Raw genomic sequence first — 17,463 nt, 5'->3', positions numbered from 1 at the left:
TTATACCTGTTCTGCTAATAGAGAAATCGCATTTAATGCTGCAACTGTAACCGTGCTTCCACCTTTCCTTCCAATATTCGTAATGAAAGGAACATCTAATTTTGCAAGCTCTTCCTTAGATTCTGCTGCTGAAACGAATCCGACAGGCAAGCCAATGATCAGTCCTGGCTTTGCTTCCCCTTCTTTAACCAGCCTGATTAATTCCAGCAGGGCAGTCGGGGCATTGCCGATTGCATAAATCCCGCCATCTGCTTCTTTAATGGCTTTTCTCATGGAGATAATCGCCCTGGTCGTGTCAAGCCGCTTTGCTTCCTTCATTACATCATCATCAGAAATGTATACTTTTACTTCACCCCCGAATTTTTCAATCCGAGCTTTACTGACGCCGCTTTGAACCATTTGGACATCAGCGACAATCTTTTTCCCGCTCTTGATTGCCTGGATTCCTGCCCATATTGCATCCTTGTGAAAAAGCAGGCTCTTTCCTAGTTCAAAATCAGCAGACGCGTGAACAACCCGCTGTACTACCCGGTATTGTTCCGGTGTGTATGGATGCTCACCAATTTCCTCATCTATCATGCGAAAGCTTATTTCTTCAATTCTTATTGGGTGAACTGTCTCAGGTTTAAATTCCGTGCGAAAATCCATCATGATTTTCCCTCTCCTTTTTTCATTTAATTGGTACTAATAGATTTCGTATGTGTTCAATAATATTTCCAAAGCTTGAGTAAACGGTTCCATATTGAATCTTTGGCCGGCCAATCATGATTGTTTGTATCCCCAAATCTATTGCTGCATCCAGCTTTTCATCCACTGAACCTTCTTTGCCGCTCTCCTTTGAAATCATTACAGTAACGCCATATTGGCGAAATAGTGCGGTATTGAATTCTTTTGTGAATGGGCCCTGAATTGCAACGATATTTTTCTGCGGGATCCCCAGTTTTTCACATTTTTCCATGTTATCCAATCTTGGGAGCATCCTGGCAATTAGCCTAATGTCCGGCAAAGGAAGTAATTTAGCTGCAAAAATCTCCAGCGTTTTGCTTCCTGTTGCCAAAAAAACAACGCCTCCCTTTTCGGCTGCTGCCTCTGCAGCTTCTTCATAGCTGTCTACTTTAATAACCAATTCATTTTCATAATCAAGCTGCTCCCGCTCATAACGGATATAAGGAACGCCCGCAATCGAAGCACCACTCTTAGCATTTTTCGATGCTTCCTCGGCAAACGGGTGGCTTGCATCCACCACCAAATGAAAGCCTTTTTCTTTTACAAGACTTGCAATCTCTTGATCTGACAACCTGCCAACCTGGACCTCCACTCCCGCCTGCCTTAGCTCCTTTGCTCCATTTTCCGTTACCACCGTTGCCAGCAAAGGGAACCCTGAAGTCTGGATTTGCACAGCTAGTTCGCGAGCATCACTTGTGCCAGCCAGAAATAAGATCATTTAACTGCCTCTTTTCTATGGTTATAGTGGTTATGTTCGTGATGATGTTGAGAATGGCCATGATCATGGTCGTGGTGATGATGAGAATGGTCATGATCATGGTCGTGGTGATGATGGTGTCCAATGAATTCCATTGCATCGAGACGATATGTGCAGGTATCACAATTCATCCTTACTTCATCCTGCAGCGCCTCTGATACCCGATCCATGATTATTTCTTCCAGCTTTTCATGGAACCCAAAGTAACCTGCCAGTTTGAATTCAACTTCAGGATACTGCAGCCTAAAATCTGTCATCATCAATTCAAGGCGCTTAATTAATATTCCTGTGAACAAAAAGTAAGGAAGAATGACAATCCGTTTAGCACCAAGCCTTAGGCAGCGCTCCACCCCTTCTGCAATCAATGGATCTGTTACTCCCATAAAGGATGGTTCGACAATTTTATAAGGGACTGCCTCCCATAATAATCTTGTAATTTTATAAAGATCACTGTTTGCGTCACGGTCGCTGCCGCCTCTTCCCAGTAAAATAACAGCTGAATCAGGTTGTACTGAGTCCAGATCCTCGCCGACTTCCCGTAGCCTGCTTTTGCAAATTTCTGTTGTGTTTTCATGAACACCGATCGGTCTACCGTATGTAAATGAAACTTGTGGATATTTCAACTTTGCTTCGTCAATACACGCCGGAATATGGATCTTCGAATGACCTGCCTGAAGCAGCATAATGGGGATAACCACCACATGAGTGGCGCCTCTTTCTACACAAGCTGTAATTCCTGCTGCTACATCAGGTGTCTCAAACTCTAAAAAACATGTTTCAACTAATATGCTTTGATCCATTTTCGGCAGCAAATTAGTTATAAATTGACGGACCTCTTCATTTCCTTCACTATCACGGCTGCCATGTCCGACAAATAGTACAGCTTTCATTCGTATTCCTCCTTGTTTTTTCATAAGATTAAGAGAGTCTAGCTTCAGCGCCCATCAACTTTTTTCGCAGTAGACTAAAGCCCCAACGCACAGGACGTGCTAGTGCCGGCATCGCCACAGGATGTGGTGGTCTTAGCCCCGGCCTCGAATGTTGTGACCAAGTACCCCACAACCCTGTGTTGCGATCAAGTGCCATCGCCTTGGTCATAAGCCAATCACTTCTGAAGGCAAAAAGCCCCAGTGCTTGTCCTATGCTTTTCGGACTTACACAGGACAAGGAAGGCTCCCTCAGCGATACCTCGCACGAAACAAAGTGGCAGCTTTGTGAGGATGTGCTAGCGTCGACGTTTGACACAGGACGGAGGTTGAAGTGGCCTTAGTTCCAACTCTGCCAGAACTTAGTCGACGTTCCTTTTTTCAGGATGTGGGTCAGAACGGCGTTGCCACAGGACGTGGCGACCTAGCCGTTCTCCCTCTTCCAGGGCACTTGCGCTTTTCTATTTAATCCCCGCATGGAGCCGGTTCGAGTTCGATCTTCGGCATCATGTCCTTGTACACGAATCCTTTTATCTGCTTAACTCTCTTAAAATATTTGAAAAATCTTTCATTTGGATGGCCTTTTTCGATATATTCCTGTACGATTGATTCCACTAACGGGACTAATTGCTTAGGTTCAATGCCTTCGGCTACCGGCTGGCCGGCATGTGCTGTCCTTCCAACTGTTTTCGCCCCCATAAAAAGGTCAAACTTCCCTTGGCGGTAAATAATCCCGATATCTTCATTAACAGCACCGTAACACGCCATGCCACAGCCGTTAAATCCGATATACAGCTCCTTTGGCACTTGAAGTCCTCCAAGCTTCCGCTGTATCTCCAACGCATATGGGATCGAATCCTTTTTATCGCCATCACAAAAATCACAAGCTTTCACGGTTACGACATTGCCAATTGGCGATAATAAGAACCCTTCACTTTCAAGTCTTTCTTGAATGTCTTCCGGACTCTCAGCAGGAATTCGCAAGATGATCTGGTGATGGGGGGTATATTCAAGCTCCCCGGTATCGCCAGCTATTTCTCCCAGCAGCATCATTTGCTTGGAAGTGAATTTTTTCTTATCGACGCCAGGGCTTACTGCTAGCTCAAGGATCTTTTCTTGATGCGGCATTGCGAGTCGTTCCGCCCCAGCTGCTGTTTGGATTTCGCTGCCGCCTAATCGTTCCAATGCTTCGAGGGCAATTTCAAGGGATGTTGCCTTTTCCTTATTGACTGGGTTTGGTTCTTTTTCTCCTCCATGCAATGCCCATGGTTCATTTTCTTCCCTCAGCCGCTCATGCAGCTTCAAAGGCTGCTCCTCTGCGCTTAGTGTATATTTGCGCTGATATCCTCTTGGCGTGATCATTTTTTTGCCATGGAAAAAAGTTGAGGAATTGCCAATGATGACAGTGGTTAGCATGCCAATTTCATGGTTCAGCATATCGCCGAGAGTTGTCATCACGATCTGCTGTCGTTCACGATAACCGCTTTTCACTAACCCCACTGGTGTCCCAGGCGAACGGTACTTTAACAGAATTCGTTGGGCTTCTTTAATTTGCCTGGTACGCCTTCCGCTTTTTGGATTGTAAAGTGCCACAACGAAATCAGCCATTCCTGCTGCCTCTAGGCGGCGGGCGATGATTTCCCATGGTGTTAAATGGTCGCTTAAACTGATCGTGCAGGCATCATGCATAATCGGGGCACCGAGGAGAGCCGCACAAGAGTTAATCGCAGAAATGCCTGGCACAACCTCCACTTCAATCCCGTTTTCTGCGGTCCAGCCTTTTTCAACGAGTACTTCGTATACTAATCCGGCCATTCCGTAAACACCTGCATCACCGCTTGAAATTACCGCAACCTTCCTGCCGCTCTCCGCCAGTTTAACTGCTGCCTGCGCACGGCTTACCTCTTCGGACATCCCTGTACTTATAATCTCTTGATCTGTCAAAAGATCCTTGATTAAATCAACATAAGTTTTATAGCCAAGCACACAATCACTTTCCGAAATGGCCTCTTTTGCCCGGAACGTAATGTGTTTTTCACTGCCTGGCCCAAAACCGACGATCAGAATTCTCCCGCTCATGTTGGCCCCCTTAAGCTTGAGTTATTTTTTCCTTGGAAATACCCAGCGGCCGATTATTCTGCAGCTGCATCCCTGTTTCTTTGGTTACATAACATACCAATTCATCAACTTGGCTTCCCTGCTCTATATGGGCAGTTACAATTTCTTTCGCTAACATTTCATCTACTTCGCCGTACCAGGTTCCATCCGGGTAAACAATCACAACCGGTGCGTCTTTACAGCGCCCGTTGCAGCGTGTGCGTGTTGTATGGACAACAGCATCCAGATTACGGGCAGTAATTTCACCGCGCATTGCCTGGGTTACTTCTTCCCCTCCTTTTCGCATACAGCTTGAGCCATTACAAATTAGTACGTGTTTTCGTGTACCATTCAGATTCCAGGTCGTCACTTGCATTCCCCATTTCTTTTTTTATACACTAGGCCAGGACTCTATTAAGTTTAGCGATTCGTTCTAACAGCTCTTTCCTTGTCCGGGGGTAGGCTCCATTCTTCAATTGTTCCTGGACGCTGTCAAAGACATCGATAATCCATGGTTTTTCCAAATGACTTTTTCGTAAAATCCTCTCATCCTGAAAAACAACAGTTGGACAGCCTTTTGCAATTATTTCCCCCGCATTCATGATCCACACCTCATCTGCCCATTCATAGGCAAGGTTTACATCATGTGTCGAGATGATAATGGAACGGTCTTCATTATGGATATCCTCAAGTACGGCCATAATCTTGTTTGCATAATAAGGGTCCAGGCCGGCAGTAGGTTCATCCAGGATCAGCAGTTCCGGCTCCATCGCCAGAATTCCCGCAATCGCTACTCTTTTCTTTTGCCCTAAGCTTAGGAAATGTGGAGGCTTGTCCTTTATGTTTTCTGTTTCCGTCATCCCGATCGCAGCATCTGCAGCTTTCTTAACTTTTTCTTCTGAAAGCCCAAGATTTCGCGGCCCGTATTGAATGTCCTCATAAACACTGGAGGAAAAAAGCTGTGAGTCCGGATCCTGAAAAACGATGCCTACTAGTTTTCTAAGAATTCTAATCTCGTTTCTCCTGTATGAAATTACTGAACCCTTGAACCGAAGCTGCCCGCTTGTTGGTTTTAAAATTGCATTCAAATGTAACAGCAGAGTTGATTTTCCGGCCCCATTATTGCCTAATAAGGCGATTTTTCTGCCCCGTTCAATCGTAAGACAAACATTGTTAAGCGCTTTCGTATGATCCGGATATTGGTAGGAAACTGAATCAAGTTCGATGATAGGTACATCCATATTGTCGTTCCTCTTTCCATTAATCTATGTAATGAATAACAACAAGCACTGGAAAGCTCCGGCTAACGTAATCACAGCCCAATGCAGGCTCCGAAAGCGCAGATTCATATGGGTTTGATAAACTGACTCGTCATTCCCTCTTGTTGCCATCGCAATATTTACCTCCTCTGCAGACTTCATCGTCTTGATGAATAGCACGGACGCCAATTGCCCTAATGAAATGATGGTTGATCTGAAAGATTTGTATCCAAGTCTGCTGGCTTGCGAAAGCCGAATTTCATACACCGTTTGCAGCAGTATAAATATAAAACGGTACGTCGATAGAGATAGATCAATGAATAATGCAGGAATCCGAAGCTTATGCATAAGCCAGGCCATTTGCTGTGCTGGTGTTGTCAAGATGAAAAAGTACATGCAGCTGACACTGGCGAATACAGAAATAACCAGTCCTACAACACGCTTGACATTATCCACTGTAATATAGATTTGCCATCGGCCGACTTCCGATTTTACTGCGTAACCTGACAGCGCCACATCTGCCGGAGCAAACGATACAAGCATAGCCAAAGCACTTGTTAACAAGAAAAAAGCAGGCAGCTTCAGCATTTGCGTATAATAGCGCAATGGAATTTTGGCACCCATAACAATCGCTGTACTCATAATGGAAAATGTAAACAATCCAACATAAAGATTTTTGGTGACGATGCAAAAAAGCAGAAGTGAAAAAGCAAATACCCCCTTTTCCACCGGATGAACATCTTTGAATAAAGTGATATAAGCGTATTTGTCTATTAGCAGCATACGGCTATTTGCTTTCAGCGTTGTTTGAATATTTCTTCCGGGCTCTGCCAAAACCAATCACATATCCAATTACTAACGATCCAATAGCAGCCTGCAGTGAAAATAACAAACTTTCTGTCTCTCCGCCCGGCGGTTCCCACAATGCTTGGACCCAAGGCGTATATTCCGGTGCAATTTCCTGAATTGCTTCTTCTGCCTGCCCATCCGCTCCCCCAAATTCTGAATCCCTATGGATATAAAAAGGGATGATAGCGAGCAGAATCACAAAAGCCAGTAATAACGTATTTTTCATGATCACCGTGCCTCCTTAATAAAAACTTTTAGAAGCTTTAACTCGTTCATATTGTATTTTTTAATAAGGTTCATCACGATCACCGTCAACAAACCCTCACTAATAGCCAATGGCACCTGAGTAATTGCAAAGATCGCGGCAAATTTATAAAATGATTGCAACACTCCGCCAACTTCACTTGGAAACGCCAGTGCCAATTGCAGTGAAGTACTGATATATGTACCTATCCCCCCAAGTAATGCAGCAAGAAAAACACAAAATGAAAAAGAAAAATTGATTTTTGTCCCTCCTTTAAATACTGCGTATGCAATGAATGGCCCAACAACAGCCATTGAAAAAGCATTTGCTCCCAATGAGGTTAATCCCCCATGTGCAAGCAACAGCGATTGGAACAAAAGAGCAATAGTGCCAAGCACACTCATTGCGGTTGGCCCGAACAGGATCGACCCGAGCCCAACCCCGGTGGGATGTGAACTGCTTCCGGTCACAGATGGAATTTTTAAGGCTGATAATACAAACACGAACGCTCCCGATAAACCAAGAATAGTTTTCAGCTCCGGATTCTCAGTTATCTTTCTTTTGATCGCCCGGAGTCCCACGATAAGGAATGGAATCATAATGATCCACCAAAAAATCGCCCAGGCTGCTGGAAGAAAGCCTTCCATGATATGCATTGCATAAGCAGAATGCAATGAATTTAACCAAAAATAACAGGTAAAAACGAATATAAATGTCAATGGCCAAAAAATTTTCTTAATCAAAAATGACACCTCCATTTTTCTTGCAAAGCAAAAAGAGCATCCAAACCAAATAGGTTTGAATGCTCAGAATAAGTGTATAATGTACCGAATGGCATGAGAACACATACCACTCCACAGACATATCCCTGACAAACACCTCCCTATTTTCCCGTAGGTCCTTCGTGCTCATTAAACAGGCAGGTCTCCTGGCTCATCTTCAACACTTCCTGCGTCTTCCCGTTTTTAACAACAGTGACATCTTGCAGGTCGCTCCGATTTACAGTGGCGGGTACCGCGTCGGAATTTCACCGAGCTTCCCTATTAAGTGAATGCATGAATATGCATTCAACACCTATCCAATGGAAATTATTAAGTTTTTTTCCAATATACTATTAATAATATCATTTGTCCACTTTCAATCTATTATTCTTTATTAACTTAGTACCATTGCAGATGTGGCAAAGCTTCTGTCATATAAAATGGGGATATCCCTCCATTTCAAAAAGTTTAATAATCTCAGCCATCAAAAAACACCTTCATAAAAAGGTTGCTTTTCATTCGTCATATGTTATAGTTATAAATATCAAAATATTATAAATGTTTGCACTGGGGGTGCCGGATATTGGCCGGCTGAGATTAAGACCTTTAAGTCTTTGACCCTTATACCTGATCTGGTTAGTACCAGCGGAGGAAAGTGTGTTGGCTTAGTCTACATACGCAGATTCTGTTGCTGGAGTCTGCTTTTTTGGCTCCAAAAACAAAAGGATTCTGTCCGTTTTCATGTATCCCCCAGTGCGGCAAATAAATTGCCAACTGGAGGGATTTTTTTATGGGAAAAACACAAAGGCTGACGCTGACAGCGATGCTGGTGGCCATTGGCACCCTATCAAGCCATGTATTCTACATTCCAATGGGCTTTGCCAAGGTCTTTCCAATACAGCATTTCATCAATGTGCTTTCTGCTGTATTGCTTGGCCCATACTATGCGATTGCCCAGGCTTTTTCTGTCTCTTTACTCAGGAACCTGATGGGTACTGGCTCAGTTTTCGCGTTCCCTGGGAGCATGATAGGAGCTTTATTGGCTGGTTTTTTATTTATTAAAACAAGAAGATTGGTTTCAGCTGTTGCAGGTGAGGTCCTTGGAACCGGGATTCTGGGCGCCATCGCCTCTTATCCAATTGCAACATTATTCCTCGGAAAAGAAGCGACTTTGTTTGGCTTTATCCCCGCTTTTATTTTCAGCAGCTTAACCGGCGCAGTCATTGGCTATGTACTCTTGCTTGTATTCCTGAAAAATACAGGGGCTGCAAGGGTTCTTAAAATTAATGGGATGTTTAACGGTAAGCACTAATTATAACTAAAGGAGGAAAAACAATGAATGATGTACAAAATCAAGACCAGATGATATGCCAGTTTCCAGGGAGCAGAAAGGTTTACGTTCAGGGTTCCAGATCTGATATCCTGGTTCCGATGAGAGAAATATCCCTTGCTTCGACGGAAGGCATATCCGGAACGACAGAAAATGATCCGGTCAGGGTATATGACACAAGCGGATTGTATACAGATGAAAGCTATATTGCTGATATCAATAAGGGTCTTCCAAAGCTGCGTTCACAGTGGATACTAGAAAGAAAAGATGTGGAAGATTATGAAGGACGTGAAATTAAGCCTGAGGACAATGGCCTTCGCAATGGAGACCCGGCTGATGCCGAAGTATACCCGCATGCTGTCAAAAGACCGCTCAGGGCGAAGCCAGGACATAATGTAACCCAAATGCACTATGCAAAAAAAGGCATCATTACACCCGAGATGGAATTCATCGCAATACGGGAGCAATTACAGCCTGAATTTGTCCGCGATGAGGTTGCCCGCGGCCGGGCGATCATTCCGTCTAATATTAACCACCCTGAAAGTGAACCCATGATTATCGGGCGTAACTTCCATGTGAAAATCAACGCCAATATTGGCAATTCGGCCGTATCTTCTTCTATTTCCGAAGAAGTAGAAAAAATGACATGGGCGACTCGCTGGGGAGCCGATACAATCATGGATCTTTCCACAGGCAAAAATATACATACAACAAGAGAGTGGATCATCCGCAATTCTCCCGTTCCGGTCGGCACCGTTCCCATATATCAGGCATTGGAAAAAGTAAAAGGAATCGCTGAAGATTTAACCTGGGAGATATACCGGGATACACTGATCGAGCAAGCGGAGCAAGGTGTTGATTATTTTACGATACATGCAGGAGTATTGCTTCGTTACATACCGATGACAGCGAAACGGACAACAGGTATCGTATCGCGCGGAGGCTCCGTTTTAGCGCAATGGTGCCTGGCACATCATAAAGAAAACTTCCTGTACACACATTTTGAAGAAATTTGTGAAATCTTAAAAACCTATGATATTTCCGTGTCATTAGGTGATGGCTTGCGCCCGGGATCCATTGCAGACGCAAACGACGAGGCGCAGTTTGCCGAGCTGGAAACTTTGGGAGAGCTGACTAAAATCGCCTGGAAGCATGATGTTCAGGTCATGATTGAAGGCCCTGGCCATGTTCCAATGCATTTAATAAAAGAAAACATGGATAAACAATTGGAAATCTGCAAAGAAGCGCCATTTTATACATTAGGACCGCTGACAACGGACATCGCGCCGGGTTATGACCATATCACCTCTGCCATTGGTGCAGCGATGATCGGCTGGTTTGGCACTGCTATGCTTTGCTATGTTACCCCTAAGGAGCATTTAGGCTTACCGAACAAAAATGATGTTCGCGAAGGTGTTATTGCCTATAAAATCGCGGCTCACGCTGCTGACTTGGCCAAGGGCCATCCAGGCGCGCAAGTCAGGGATAATGCTTTATCAAAGGCACGTTTTGAATTCAGGTGGAATGATCAATTTAATCTATCGCTTGATCCGGAACGCGCTCGGGAATATCATGACGAAACCCTGCCTGCTGAAGGAGCAAAGACGGCCCATTTCTGCTCAATGTGCGGCCCGAAATTCTGCTCGATGAGAATATCCCATGATATCCGCAATATGGCAGAAGCAAATGCCTTAACCGATGAAGATGCGGTTGAAGAAGGAATGAAGGAAAAAGCGAAGGAATTTGTCGAGAACGGTTCTGTTATCTATAGATAAATGTTCACAAAAGAATAGGCTCCGGTCCTTACTGGAGTCTTTTTTGCCATACTGCCCCAAGTATAAGATAGAAAATCAAGTTAAATTGTCTAGCAATATATCGGACAGACAATTAGCCCGGTGACAGTCAATATTTTCTCATAAGTTATGTTACAGATATAACAATCTAGTAACAATAATAGAAAATAAGTTTAAGCAGACATATGCAGGGAAAATTCAACCGGAAACACTTTTTATATCTAAAAATGGAAGGCAGGTGAATAAAGTTTTTTCTTAGTCGCGGAAGTTGAAATCGAGGAGAGATGTTATTTTATGAAAATGGTATATTCAATGTTGGCAGCATTCACGCTTTTTTTAAGTCCAGGATTTACAGGTTCTGCAGCAAAGGCAGCCCCGCTTGCAGAAGGCTCCAAGGGTTCAGAAGTAATACATATCCAAACAATTTTGAATCAAATGGGATATTTGCAATCCGGACCAACCGGGTTTTTCGGACCTTTAACTACCAATGCAGTAAAACAATTTCAGAGAGATTTTCATATTGATGCAATCGGATTGGTCGGCCCAAGAACAATCAGCAGGTTAAATGATGTTAACAGGATGGCACACATAGTAAATGGAGAAGCCCGCGGAGAAAGCTATAAAGGACAGGTTGCTATTGCGGCAGTGATTTTAAACCGGGTGGAATCCAACCAGTTTCCAAATACAATACATAAAGTAATTAATCAAACAAATGCATTTACGGCGCTTAATGATGGACAATATTATTTGGAACCAAGCAGCTCGGCATATAGGGCAGTTAAGGATGCTTTTCTTGGATCGGATCCAACAAATGGATCGCTTTACTACTATAATCCAAGACTAGCAACTGATGATTGGATCTTCACACGTCCTGTAACAAAGCAAATTGGAAACCACGTTTTCGCAAATTAAAATTCATATATAAGTATCCATTTATTTGGCATCTTCTCTCAGAAGGTGCCTTTTTTAAAAAAAATTTCGGTTTTATTAATGACCTTTTTTAGACATTCCAATATATCCATGTTTTTTGATATAACAAACTCACATTTTTCTGATATAATTAGCATTATAGAGAAGGTGATGAATATGCATTATATTATCGTTGATGTGGAGAGAAATAGCTTTAACTATGCCACAGATAAACCGAGCGAAATCATTGAAATCGGTGCTGTCAAAATCAATGCTGACGGCAAAATTATTGACACATTTTCCACTCTAGTGAAACCCTCCTGCCCTCTTTCAAAGTTCACAATTAAGCTTACACAAATTACAGAAGATATGATGTCACAAGCACCAGCTTTTGACGAAGCATATGAGAAATTCGTTCAGTTTTTAGGAGACAGGTACGTATTTGTTTCCTGGGGAAAAGAAGACTACCGTTTCTTCAAGTCGGATTGCCAGCAATATGGATGGGATCTTTTCCAGCCTGACAGGCTATTGGATATACAGGAAGTTTTTATGTATGGAGTTTTAAAGGTTTTCAGTACACCAAGTCTTTCATCTGCACTGCAGCATCTTAATATTGAAGAAAACGAGAATTCACACCGTGCTCTAAGTGATGCTGTAAGTACTGCAAAAATTTTCAGCAAACTGAACCGAATCCTGGACATACATTCGATCGAAAAACCAAAACGCTTTGCCCAAGAGCTTTACTTTCTTAATGGGAAAATCAATAACTCCGGCAAAAAGAAATATTCCAAACTGATTAAAACCGTTATTAAGAAAACCGGCAATCAACAGCTATCATGGCCTGAATTTAAATTGCATCCAAAATGGATTGAATATAAAAGCGATTTCTCTGTCGACAATGTCCTCGAAAAGTTTTATGAAAAGCAATTCCCAAAATATAAAACGAGTGTCATTAATGGCATCTTACAACAGAAAAACGCAGTTAAAACTGTCTAGCTTGTATACTATGTCATCTTACTTGGCTGGTATGCAGGCTTTTTTTATTTATAATCAGTCTGGTTCAGCCAGGCTAAACTGAACCTGGTTACCGAAGATCAGGCATTCTCGTTGTCCTGTTTAATCCGGTTTTCTTCCGGATTATCACCCATTTGCTTATAAAGATCTTTTTGTTTTACATTATTCCCTGATTTGTTTTGTTTTGATTCCTGGGCGTAATCCTCTCCCGGTGGAGTCTTACCACTAGGTTTTTGAGATTGATTGTTCATCAAATATTCCCTCCTATATTGTTTAGCTTTCCAATCTGTACATAACCTATTGTGAAAGGAACTAAACAATCATGGAGTGATTTTTAACTGTCAAAGAACTCGATCCTTATCTATTTGACACGAGTTGCATAAGTAGGATTAACAAGTAGCAACACATGCTCTGTCATTGTATACTCAAATTAGATAGAATCCAGCAGAACAGCAAGTGATCATACATATTTAAAGCGGATATTTCCATTCAGACATTCAAATATTTCTTATTCGCGCACATTGTCAAGGAGGAACAAATCATGTTTACGACCATCCCGCCAAAAGGGGATTACATCCTATTTAGCGATGAAAACGAATATATCTTTAAGCTTAAAGACTGGGGTCTTATATTAGCCAATGCAAAAGCTCCTAAGCATGAGTTTTTGTATAAACGGGACAATACAACTTATAACGTTAAGATTACAGGATATGAAGCAAACGGGACTCACGAAACCGCGGTTGTCTCATTTTCCAATGAGGCCCTGCATTGTGTCCATCCTGCTTTTCTAAAAGAAATGCAAAGCAGTTCGTTTGGCCGGGAGTCTGTATTGGATTCCCCCGATAGAGTAACTAACGACGAACTTCCTGTAGCGGGCGAAGCTCCTGAAGTGAAGATAGTTAATAATAAAGGCGGCAAAAAAACTTCAAAGGACAAACCCAAGAAGCCAATTCTCGATTTACCCGCTGAAAAAGTTTCATTCGAAGCGGTTGTAAAAGAGTTTTCCACAAAATACAATCATTTTAATGAAACGGAGGAAGAGATCCTGATTTTTGAAAAGGTTAAAATTCTTGAAGAAAATCCTCTGGATGTCGGCGAAGCCTGGTCCGGCTACAGCAAAACACTGAAAAAATTAGAACTGGCTGTTGGAGATGCTTTAACCTTCGATGCAAAAATTGTCGACAGAAAACTCAATAAGGACATACGGTATAAAATAAATAATCCCTCCAAACTCAAAAAGCAATCTTAAATAGTAAGTCAACAGACAGCATTTGGAAAGGTGCTTTTCTGATGCTGACCCGGTAATAAAACATATAGGGGCCTCTCAATGGAGACTGCCCCTTTACATTTTTATCATGGGAGAATATGGAACCAGCACATTACGGTCTAGATCTTAAAGATCAACCGTATAATCCCCTTCGGATGGTGATTACCTCGATCGGGCCTCTGATGATTTCAATCTTTTTGCTTTTTTAGACAATTAAACCTGATCAACGATACTTAGCTCAACTGCCTGAAAACAAATATACCTCGTTCCAATCGTATCATTTACAGATATATTCGCTTCTTTAAAAAATATTTCTGTGCTGCCTGTTCTGAAGCCATTTTTATTTTGTTCCTTCCAACTAATTATCTCAAACAGGCCGCTGTAAAACGTTAACGATTTTTCAAGAACTGATACCCAGAATTCAATATGGTTGATCCCCGGGTTCAACATAATTCTCTTCCTCTCAGCTATTGCTTTTCATTCCCTTTTCAACAAGCCGTTCCCACATGTTCCAGGGCAATATATTTTTAAAGAAAATCCCCACCCTCACTCCCTTTCCGATTGGATGGCGAAGCGGGACCCCTTTTTGCTGTGCAATATCGGCTACTTTTTTAGCAACATCCTGGGGATCTCCATATTGAGACTCATTTTTTTGCAGATGGGCTTCGATTTTTTTCATATATTCATAGTAAGGGGAATCAATTTGAAGCGATTTTTCAGTAACCTGCTTGCCGCTTGACCAAATGTTCGTTCTATATGAGCCGGGTTCAACTAAAGCCACATCAATTCCAAAGGCCTTCACTTCCTGGCGGAGGCATTCACTCCATCCCTCGACAGCATGTTTGGAAGCTACGTATGGCGACAAGCCTGGGAAACCGATTCTGCCGCTGATGCTGCTTATGTTAATGACCTTCCCTTTCCGTTGTTTGCGCATATACGGCAACACTGACTGGGTCACTTCGATCATGCCAAACACATTCGTATCAAATTGCATCTTATATTCCTCAATTGGGATTTCTTCAACAAATCCTGCACCGGCATAGCCAGCATTATTTACTAAGGCATCAACCCGTCCCAAGCTTGAGAGAAATACCTTAAATTTCCCCAAAGATTCCTTGGAAACCACGTCAAGCTGGTAAATTTCAATATTTTTCCCTATCCCAAGCTCACTTGCCTTCGCCATTAAATCAAAAGCCCTATCACTATTTCTCATGGTGGCGATAACCCGATACCCTCTCTTAGCAAGTTCTAAAGAAATTAATAGTCCAAATCCGCTTGAAGAACCTGTTACAATTGCTATTTCATCTTTCATACTTTTTTCTCCTTGTTTCGCTAATTAGATTGACAATTTAGCTAGACTGTGATCATTCATTATGTTCTCCTTATTAAGGATATAACTAAAGGATAGTTTTCTTCTATACATATTTCCTGCTTGCTGCTAAAATCCTTTTTTCCTCATATGAATAGACAGGAATACCTGTTAAGATAATAGATACTAAATAATAGCAAGGAGCGATTATATGAGCGTACATAAAGAAATCACTAAGCATGCGTATAAACAAAATCAAAAAATGGTGGAATTTGCGTCTCTTGATGAAGAGCGTGAAAAATATATTCAGGAAGCTATTGAATTATGCAGAGCCGAAAAAGCATTTTCAACTGCAAAAATTAATGAAATTACCTTGAAAATGAATGCACTTTTCCAGGATGCTCGAAAAATGGTTACTCCGGAGATGGTACAGGATTTCGTTAACAAGCAATAAAATTGGATTTAGGAAAAAGGGATGCTGCTCGCTTTTCCTGCTATAGCACTGTATGAACGCTTGGCTCATAGAAATGCAGGAAAAGAAGTATCATCTTGGTTCGTCTATCTGTTTACATCCTCCCTTGCCGTACTTGAAGGAGTTATTTGAGAGTTCTATGAATTTGACTCAGACCGATTATTCTAAATGACATTGCAAGGCGGAGCCAATAAGGACACGATGTCTGATTTAATTGCACAGACAGTGCCGGCGGACTTATTGTTGCTGAGTGGGCTGGTAAAAGGACAAACATAAAGCTAAAAAAGGAGCAGTGATCTGAATGGATTTAAATCGTATAAAAGAAATTATAGGATCTGAAGATGATATTGCAGTTCATTACCATGGGGTGCCTGTCTGGATCGAAGGTATTGATGATACAGGAAGCTTGGCGACAGTTAGTGCGAGGGGAACCCATGACCATAGGCGAGTCGTGGCGATTGATGCGTTAACCGAGGATTAATTATGCAAAAATTGAGGAATTCCATCTTCTTTTGATAGCTTTTGTCACATGGCAGGAAAAAGGCAAAACGTTTGCAGAATATACCCTTAAATTGACTTTTATTCATATAAAGGATAATGAAAGGAAGAGCTAACAATGGCTACTAATCAAATTCTGCGTGCGTATTCAATTAAAGATGTTTCCAAAAGAATTAATATTCCTACAGGGACGATCAGACAATGGGAAAAGGACTTACAGGGATTGCTTCACGTTCCCCGGTCAAAACAGGGTGCACGATTCTACACTCAGACAGAAATTAGCCTGCTTGAGAAGGTAAAGGAAATGCGGGCGAACAACCTTAGCAAGGAAATGATCCGCAAGCTGTTAGAAAGACATAATACTAAGGTTTCGGAAGCTGTTTCCGAAACTTCCGAAACCTCTATGCCTGCGGTTGCTGAAAAGGCGGTCGTCACTTCTGAAAAACCAGCAGCATCTGCTATGGTGCCAAATACTGAGGAACTGTTCGCGGCAATGGAGATGTATCGGCAGCATATGCTAGCGGAAATAAAAGATGCGATGCAAAGCAATCGGAACGAAATAATTGAACAAGTCAAAAAAGAAATTTCCTCTGGTTCCATGCAAACGGTTCAAGGATTGTCTAAATCGATCCAAAGGTCAAGCGAAAAAACAAAAACAGAAGTGCGAGAGCTGGCCCATACGGTCGCTGCTGCTTCGGAACGCACTTTCGAAACATTCGAAGCCCTTTCCGAAGATATTGCGAAAGCTTCAGAACGTACTTCCGAAACATTCGAAGCCCTTTCCGAAGATATTGCGAAAGTATCGGAACGCACCTCCGATACTTTCGAAGCCCTCTCGATTGACATTGTGAAAGCCTCAGAGGCAACCTGCGATAAGATTACGAAGCGTCTTAACGAAAGCTCCAAAATTACAACGAGGGACTATAAAAATATGATGGCCAAAGTATCCCAGGATGTTAAAACAGCCCAGAAGGAAATCAATACTGTCGCTCGAGTGTTAAACCGTGATCAGGAAGCGTTCGTGGATACAATGAACCAAGGACTTAAAGAATTAACCCAGGTTATCCGGGAAAGAGAAGAAGCTTTCCACGGCATGGTGACAAGCTTCAGGGAAGCAGCAGCTGCCAAGAACGAAAAGAAATGGTGGAAGCCTTGGTCTTAATATAAAAAAGCTTCGACCCATCCAAATATCCAACAAAGATAGCCAGTCACCGACTGGCTTTTTTGTATTGGTCTGTCTCCCCTTTCTAAA

The 17,463-nt window shown here is 42.4% G+C and carries 20 protein-coding genes and 2 riboswitches; of the genes, 8 read left to right on the top strand and 12 right to left on the bottom strand.

What is annotated here, in order from left to right:
• From D0469_RS18335 to D0469_RS18290, 9 genes are all read right to left on the bottom strand, one after another.
• Positions 1–648: a precorrin-8X methylmutase gene (locus D0469_RS18335; protein ID WP_117328226.1), complete on the bottom strand. Its 648-nt coding sequence runs from the start codon at positions 646–648 to the stop codon at positions 1–3.
• 22 nt (positions 649–670) lie between these two features.
• Positions 671–1,444 (bottom strand): precorrin-6A reductase, encoded by a 774-nt coding sequence (gene cobK, locus D0469_RS18330; protein WP_117328177.1) that lies wholly within the window; start codon positions 1,442–1,444, stop codon positions 671–673.
• On the bottom strand, positions 1,441–2,373 hold the full coding sequence (locus tag D0469_RS18325; protein WP_117328176.1) for a sirohydrochlorin chelatase: 933 nt from the start codon (positions 2,371–2,373) through the stop codon (positions 1,441–1,443). The genes cobK and D0469_RS18325 overlap by 4 nt, the downstream gene beginning before the upstream one ends.
• A gap of 501 nt (positions 2,374–2,874) precedes the next feature.
• Entirely contained in the window at positions 2,875–4,488 is a 1,614-nt protein-coding gene (gene cobJ, locus D0469_RS18315; RefSeq protein ID WP_117328174.1) for a precorrin-3B C(17)-methyltransferase, read from the bottom strand.
• A gap of 10 nt (positions 4,489–4,498) precedes the next feature.
• Positions 4,499–4,876 (bottom strand): (2Fe-2S) ferredoxin domain-containing protein, encoded by a 378-nt coding sequence (locus D0469_RS18310; protein WP_117328173.1) that lies wholly within the window; start codon positions 4,874–4,876, stop codon positions 4,499–4,501.
• Between the two features lie 28 nt (positions 4,877–4,904).
• Positions 4,905–5,747, bottom strand: a complete 843-nt coding sequence (locus tag D0469_RS18305) for an energy-coupling factor ABC transporter ATP-binding protein (RefSeq protein WP_117328172.1) — start codon at positions 5,745–5,747, stop codon at positions 4,905–4,907.
• A 24-nt stretch (positions 5,748–5,771) separates the two neighbouring features.
• Complete coding sequence (gene cbiQ / locus D0469_RS18300) at positions 5,772–6,599, bottom strand: cobalt ECF transporter T component CbiQ (protein ID WP_158553575.1); 828 nt, start codon at positions 6,597–6,599, stop codon at positions 5,772–5,774.
• On the bottom strand, positions 6,553–6,840 hold the full coding sequence (locus tag D0469_RS18295; RefSeq protein ID WP_117328170.1) for an energy-coupling factor ABC transporter substrate-binding protein: 288 nt from the start codon (positions 6,838–6,840) through the stop codon (positions 6,553–6,555). Before D0469_RS18295 ends, cbiQ begins: the two co-directional genes overlap by 47 nt.
• A gap of 2 nt (positions 6,841–6,842) precedes the next feature.
• Positions 6,843–7,514: an energy-coupling factor ABC transporter permease gene (locus tag D0469_RS18290; RefSeq protein WP_233523117.1), complete on the bottom strand. Its 672-nt coding sequence runs from the start codon at positions 7,512–7,514 to the stop codon at positions 6,843–6,845.
• Positions 7,515–7,759: 245 nt separating this feature from the next.
• Positions 7,760–7,951: riboswitch (cobalamin riboswitch) on the bottom strand.
• 227 nt (positions 7,952–8,178) lie between these two features.
• Positions 8,179–8,290: riboswitch (TPP riboswitch) on the top strand.
• Positions 8,291–8,409: 119 nt separating this feature from the next.
• Here D0469_RS18290 and thiW point away from each other — a divergent pair.
• The 4 genes from thiW to D0469_RS18270 all read left to right on the top strand — a co-directional run bounded on the left by thiW (position 8,410) and on the right by D0469_RS18270 (position 12,647).
• On the top strand, positions 8,410–8,931 hold the full coding sequence (gene thiW / locus D0469_RS18285) for an energy coupling factor transporter S component ThiW (RefSeq protein WP_117328168.1): 522 nt from the start codon (positions 8,410–8,412) through the stop codon (positions 8,929–8,931).
• A 23-nt stretch (positions 8,932–8,954) separates the two neighbouring features.
• Positions 8,955–10,724 (top strand): phosphomethylpyrimidine synthase ThiC, encoded by a 1,770-nt coding sequence (gene thiC, locus D0469_RS18280; RefSeq protein ID WP_117328167.1) that lies wholly within the window; start codon positions 8,955–8,957, stop codon positions 10,722–10,724.
• Between the two features lie 312 nt (positions 10,725–11,036).
• On the top strand, positions 11,037–11,654 hold the full coding sequence (locus D0469_RS18275) for a cell wall hydrolase (RefSeq protein WP_117328166.1): 618 nt from the start codon (positions 11,037–11,039) through the stop codon (positions 11,652–11,654).
• Positions 11,655–11,828: 174 nt separating this feature from the next.
• Positions 11,829–12,647 carry an exonuclease domain-containing protein gene (locus D0469_RS18270; protein ID WP_158553573.1) on the top strand — a complete coding sequence of 273 codons (819 nt, stop codon included), beginning with the start codon at positions 11,829–11,831 and terminating at the stop codon, positions 12,645–12,647.
• A 98-nt stretch (positions 12,648–12,745) separates the two neighbouring features.
• Here D0469_RS18270 and D0469_RS21225 read toward each other — a convergent pair whose 3' ends face one another.
• Complete coding sequence (locus D0469_RS21225; protein WP_158553571.1) at positions 12,746–12,916, bottom strand: hypothetical protein; 171 nt, start codon at positions 12,914–12,916, stop codon at positions 12,746–12,748.
• A gap of 290 nt (positions 12,917–13,206) precedes the next feature.
• Here D0469_RS21225 and D0469_RS18265 point away from each other — a divergent pair, with 290 nt between their 5' ends.
• Positions 13,207–13,914 (top strand): hypothetical protein, encoded by a 708-nt coding sequence (locus D0469_RS18265; protein ID WP_117328164.1) that lies wholly within the window; start codon positions 13,207–13,209, stop codon positions 13,912–13,914.
• A 231-nt stretch (positions 13,915–14,145) separates the two neighbouring features.
• Here D0469_RS18265 and D0469_RS18260 read toward each other — a convergent pair whose 3' ends face one another.
• Both D0469_RS18260 and D0469_RS18255 read right to left on the bottom strand, forming a co-directional pair.
• A complete protein-coding gene (locus D0469_RS18260) occupies positions 14,146–14,382 on the bottom strand; it encodes a VOC family protein (protein ID WP_117328163.1) in 237 nt (78 codons plus the stop codon).
• A gap of 13 nt (positions 14,383–14,395) precedes the next feature.
• Entirely contained in the window at positions 14,396–15,244 is an 849-nt protein-coding gene (locus tag D0469_RS18255) for an oxidoreductase (protein WP_117328162.1), read from the bottom strand.
• A gap of 208 nt (positions 15,245–15,452) precedes the next feature.
• On the opposite strand from D0469_RS18255, the gene D0469_RS18250 reads away from it, so the two are divergent.
• The 3 genes from D0469_RS18250 (at position 15,453) to D0469_RS18240 (ending at position 17,373) form a co-directional block, all read left to right on the top strand.
• On the top strand, positions 15,453–15,695 hold the full coding sequence (locus D0469_RS18250) for a DUF2533 family protein (RefSeq protein WP_117328161.1): 243 nt from the start codon (positions 15,453–15,455) through the stop codon (positions 15,693–15,695).
• Between the two features lie 319 nt (positions 15,696–16,014).
• On the top strand, positions 16,015–16,194 hold the full coding sequence (locus D0469_RS18245; protein WP_117328160.1) for an H-type small acid-soluble spore protein: 180 nt from the start codon (positions 16,015–16,017) through the stop codon (positions 16,192–16,194).
• Between the two features lie 135 nt (positions 16,195–16,329).
• Positions 16,330–17,373: a MerR family transcriptional regulator gene (locus tag D0469_RS18240; RefSeq protein ID WP_117328159.1), complete on the top strand. Its 1,044-nt coding sequence runs from the start codon at positions 16,330–16,332 to the stop codon at positions 17,371–17,373.
• Positions 17,374–17,463: the final 90 nt, after the last annotated feature.

Origin of the sequence: Peribacillus saganii (assembly GCF_003429095.1) — a bacterium.
Taxonomy (GTDB): domain Bacteria; phylum Bacillota; class Bacilli; order Bacillales; family DSM-1321; genus Peribacillus; species Peribacillus saganii.
Note: the sequence above shows the minus strand (reverse complement) of the source record. Positions and strands in the feature narration are given on the sequence as shown.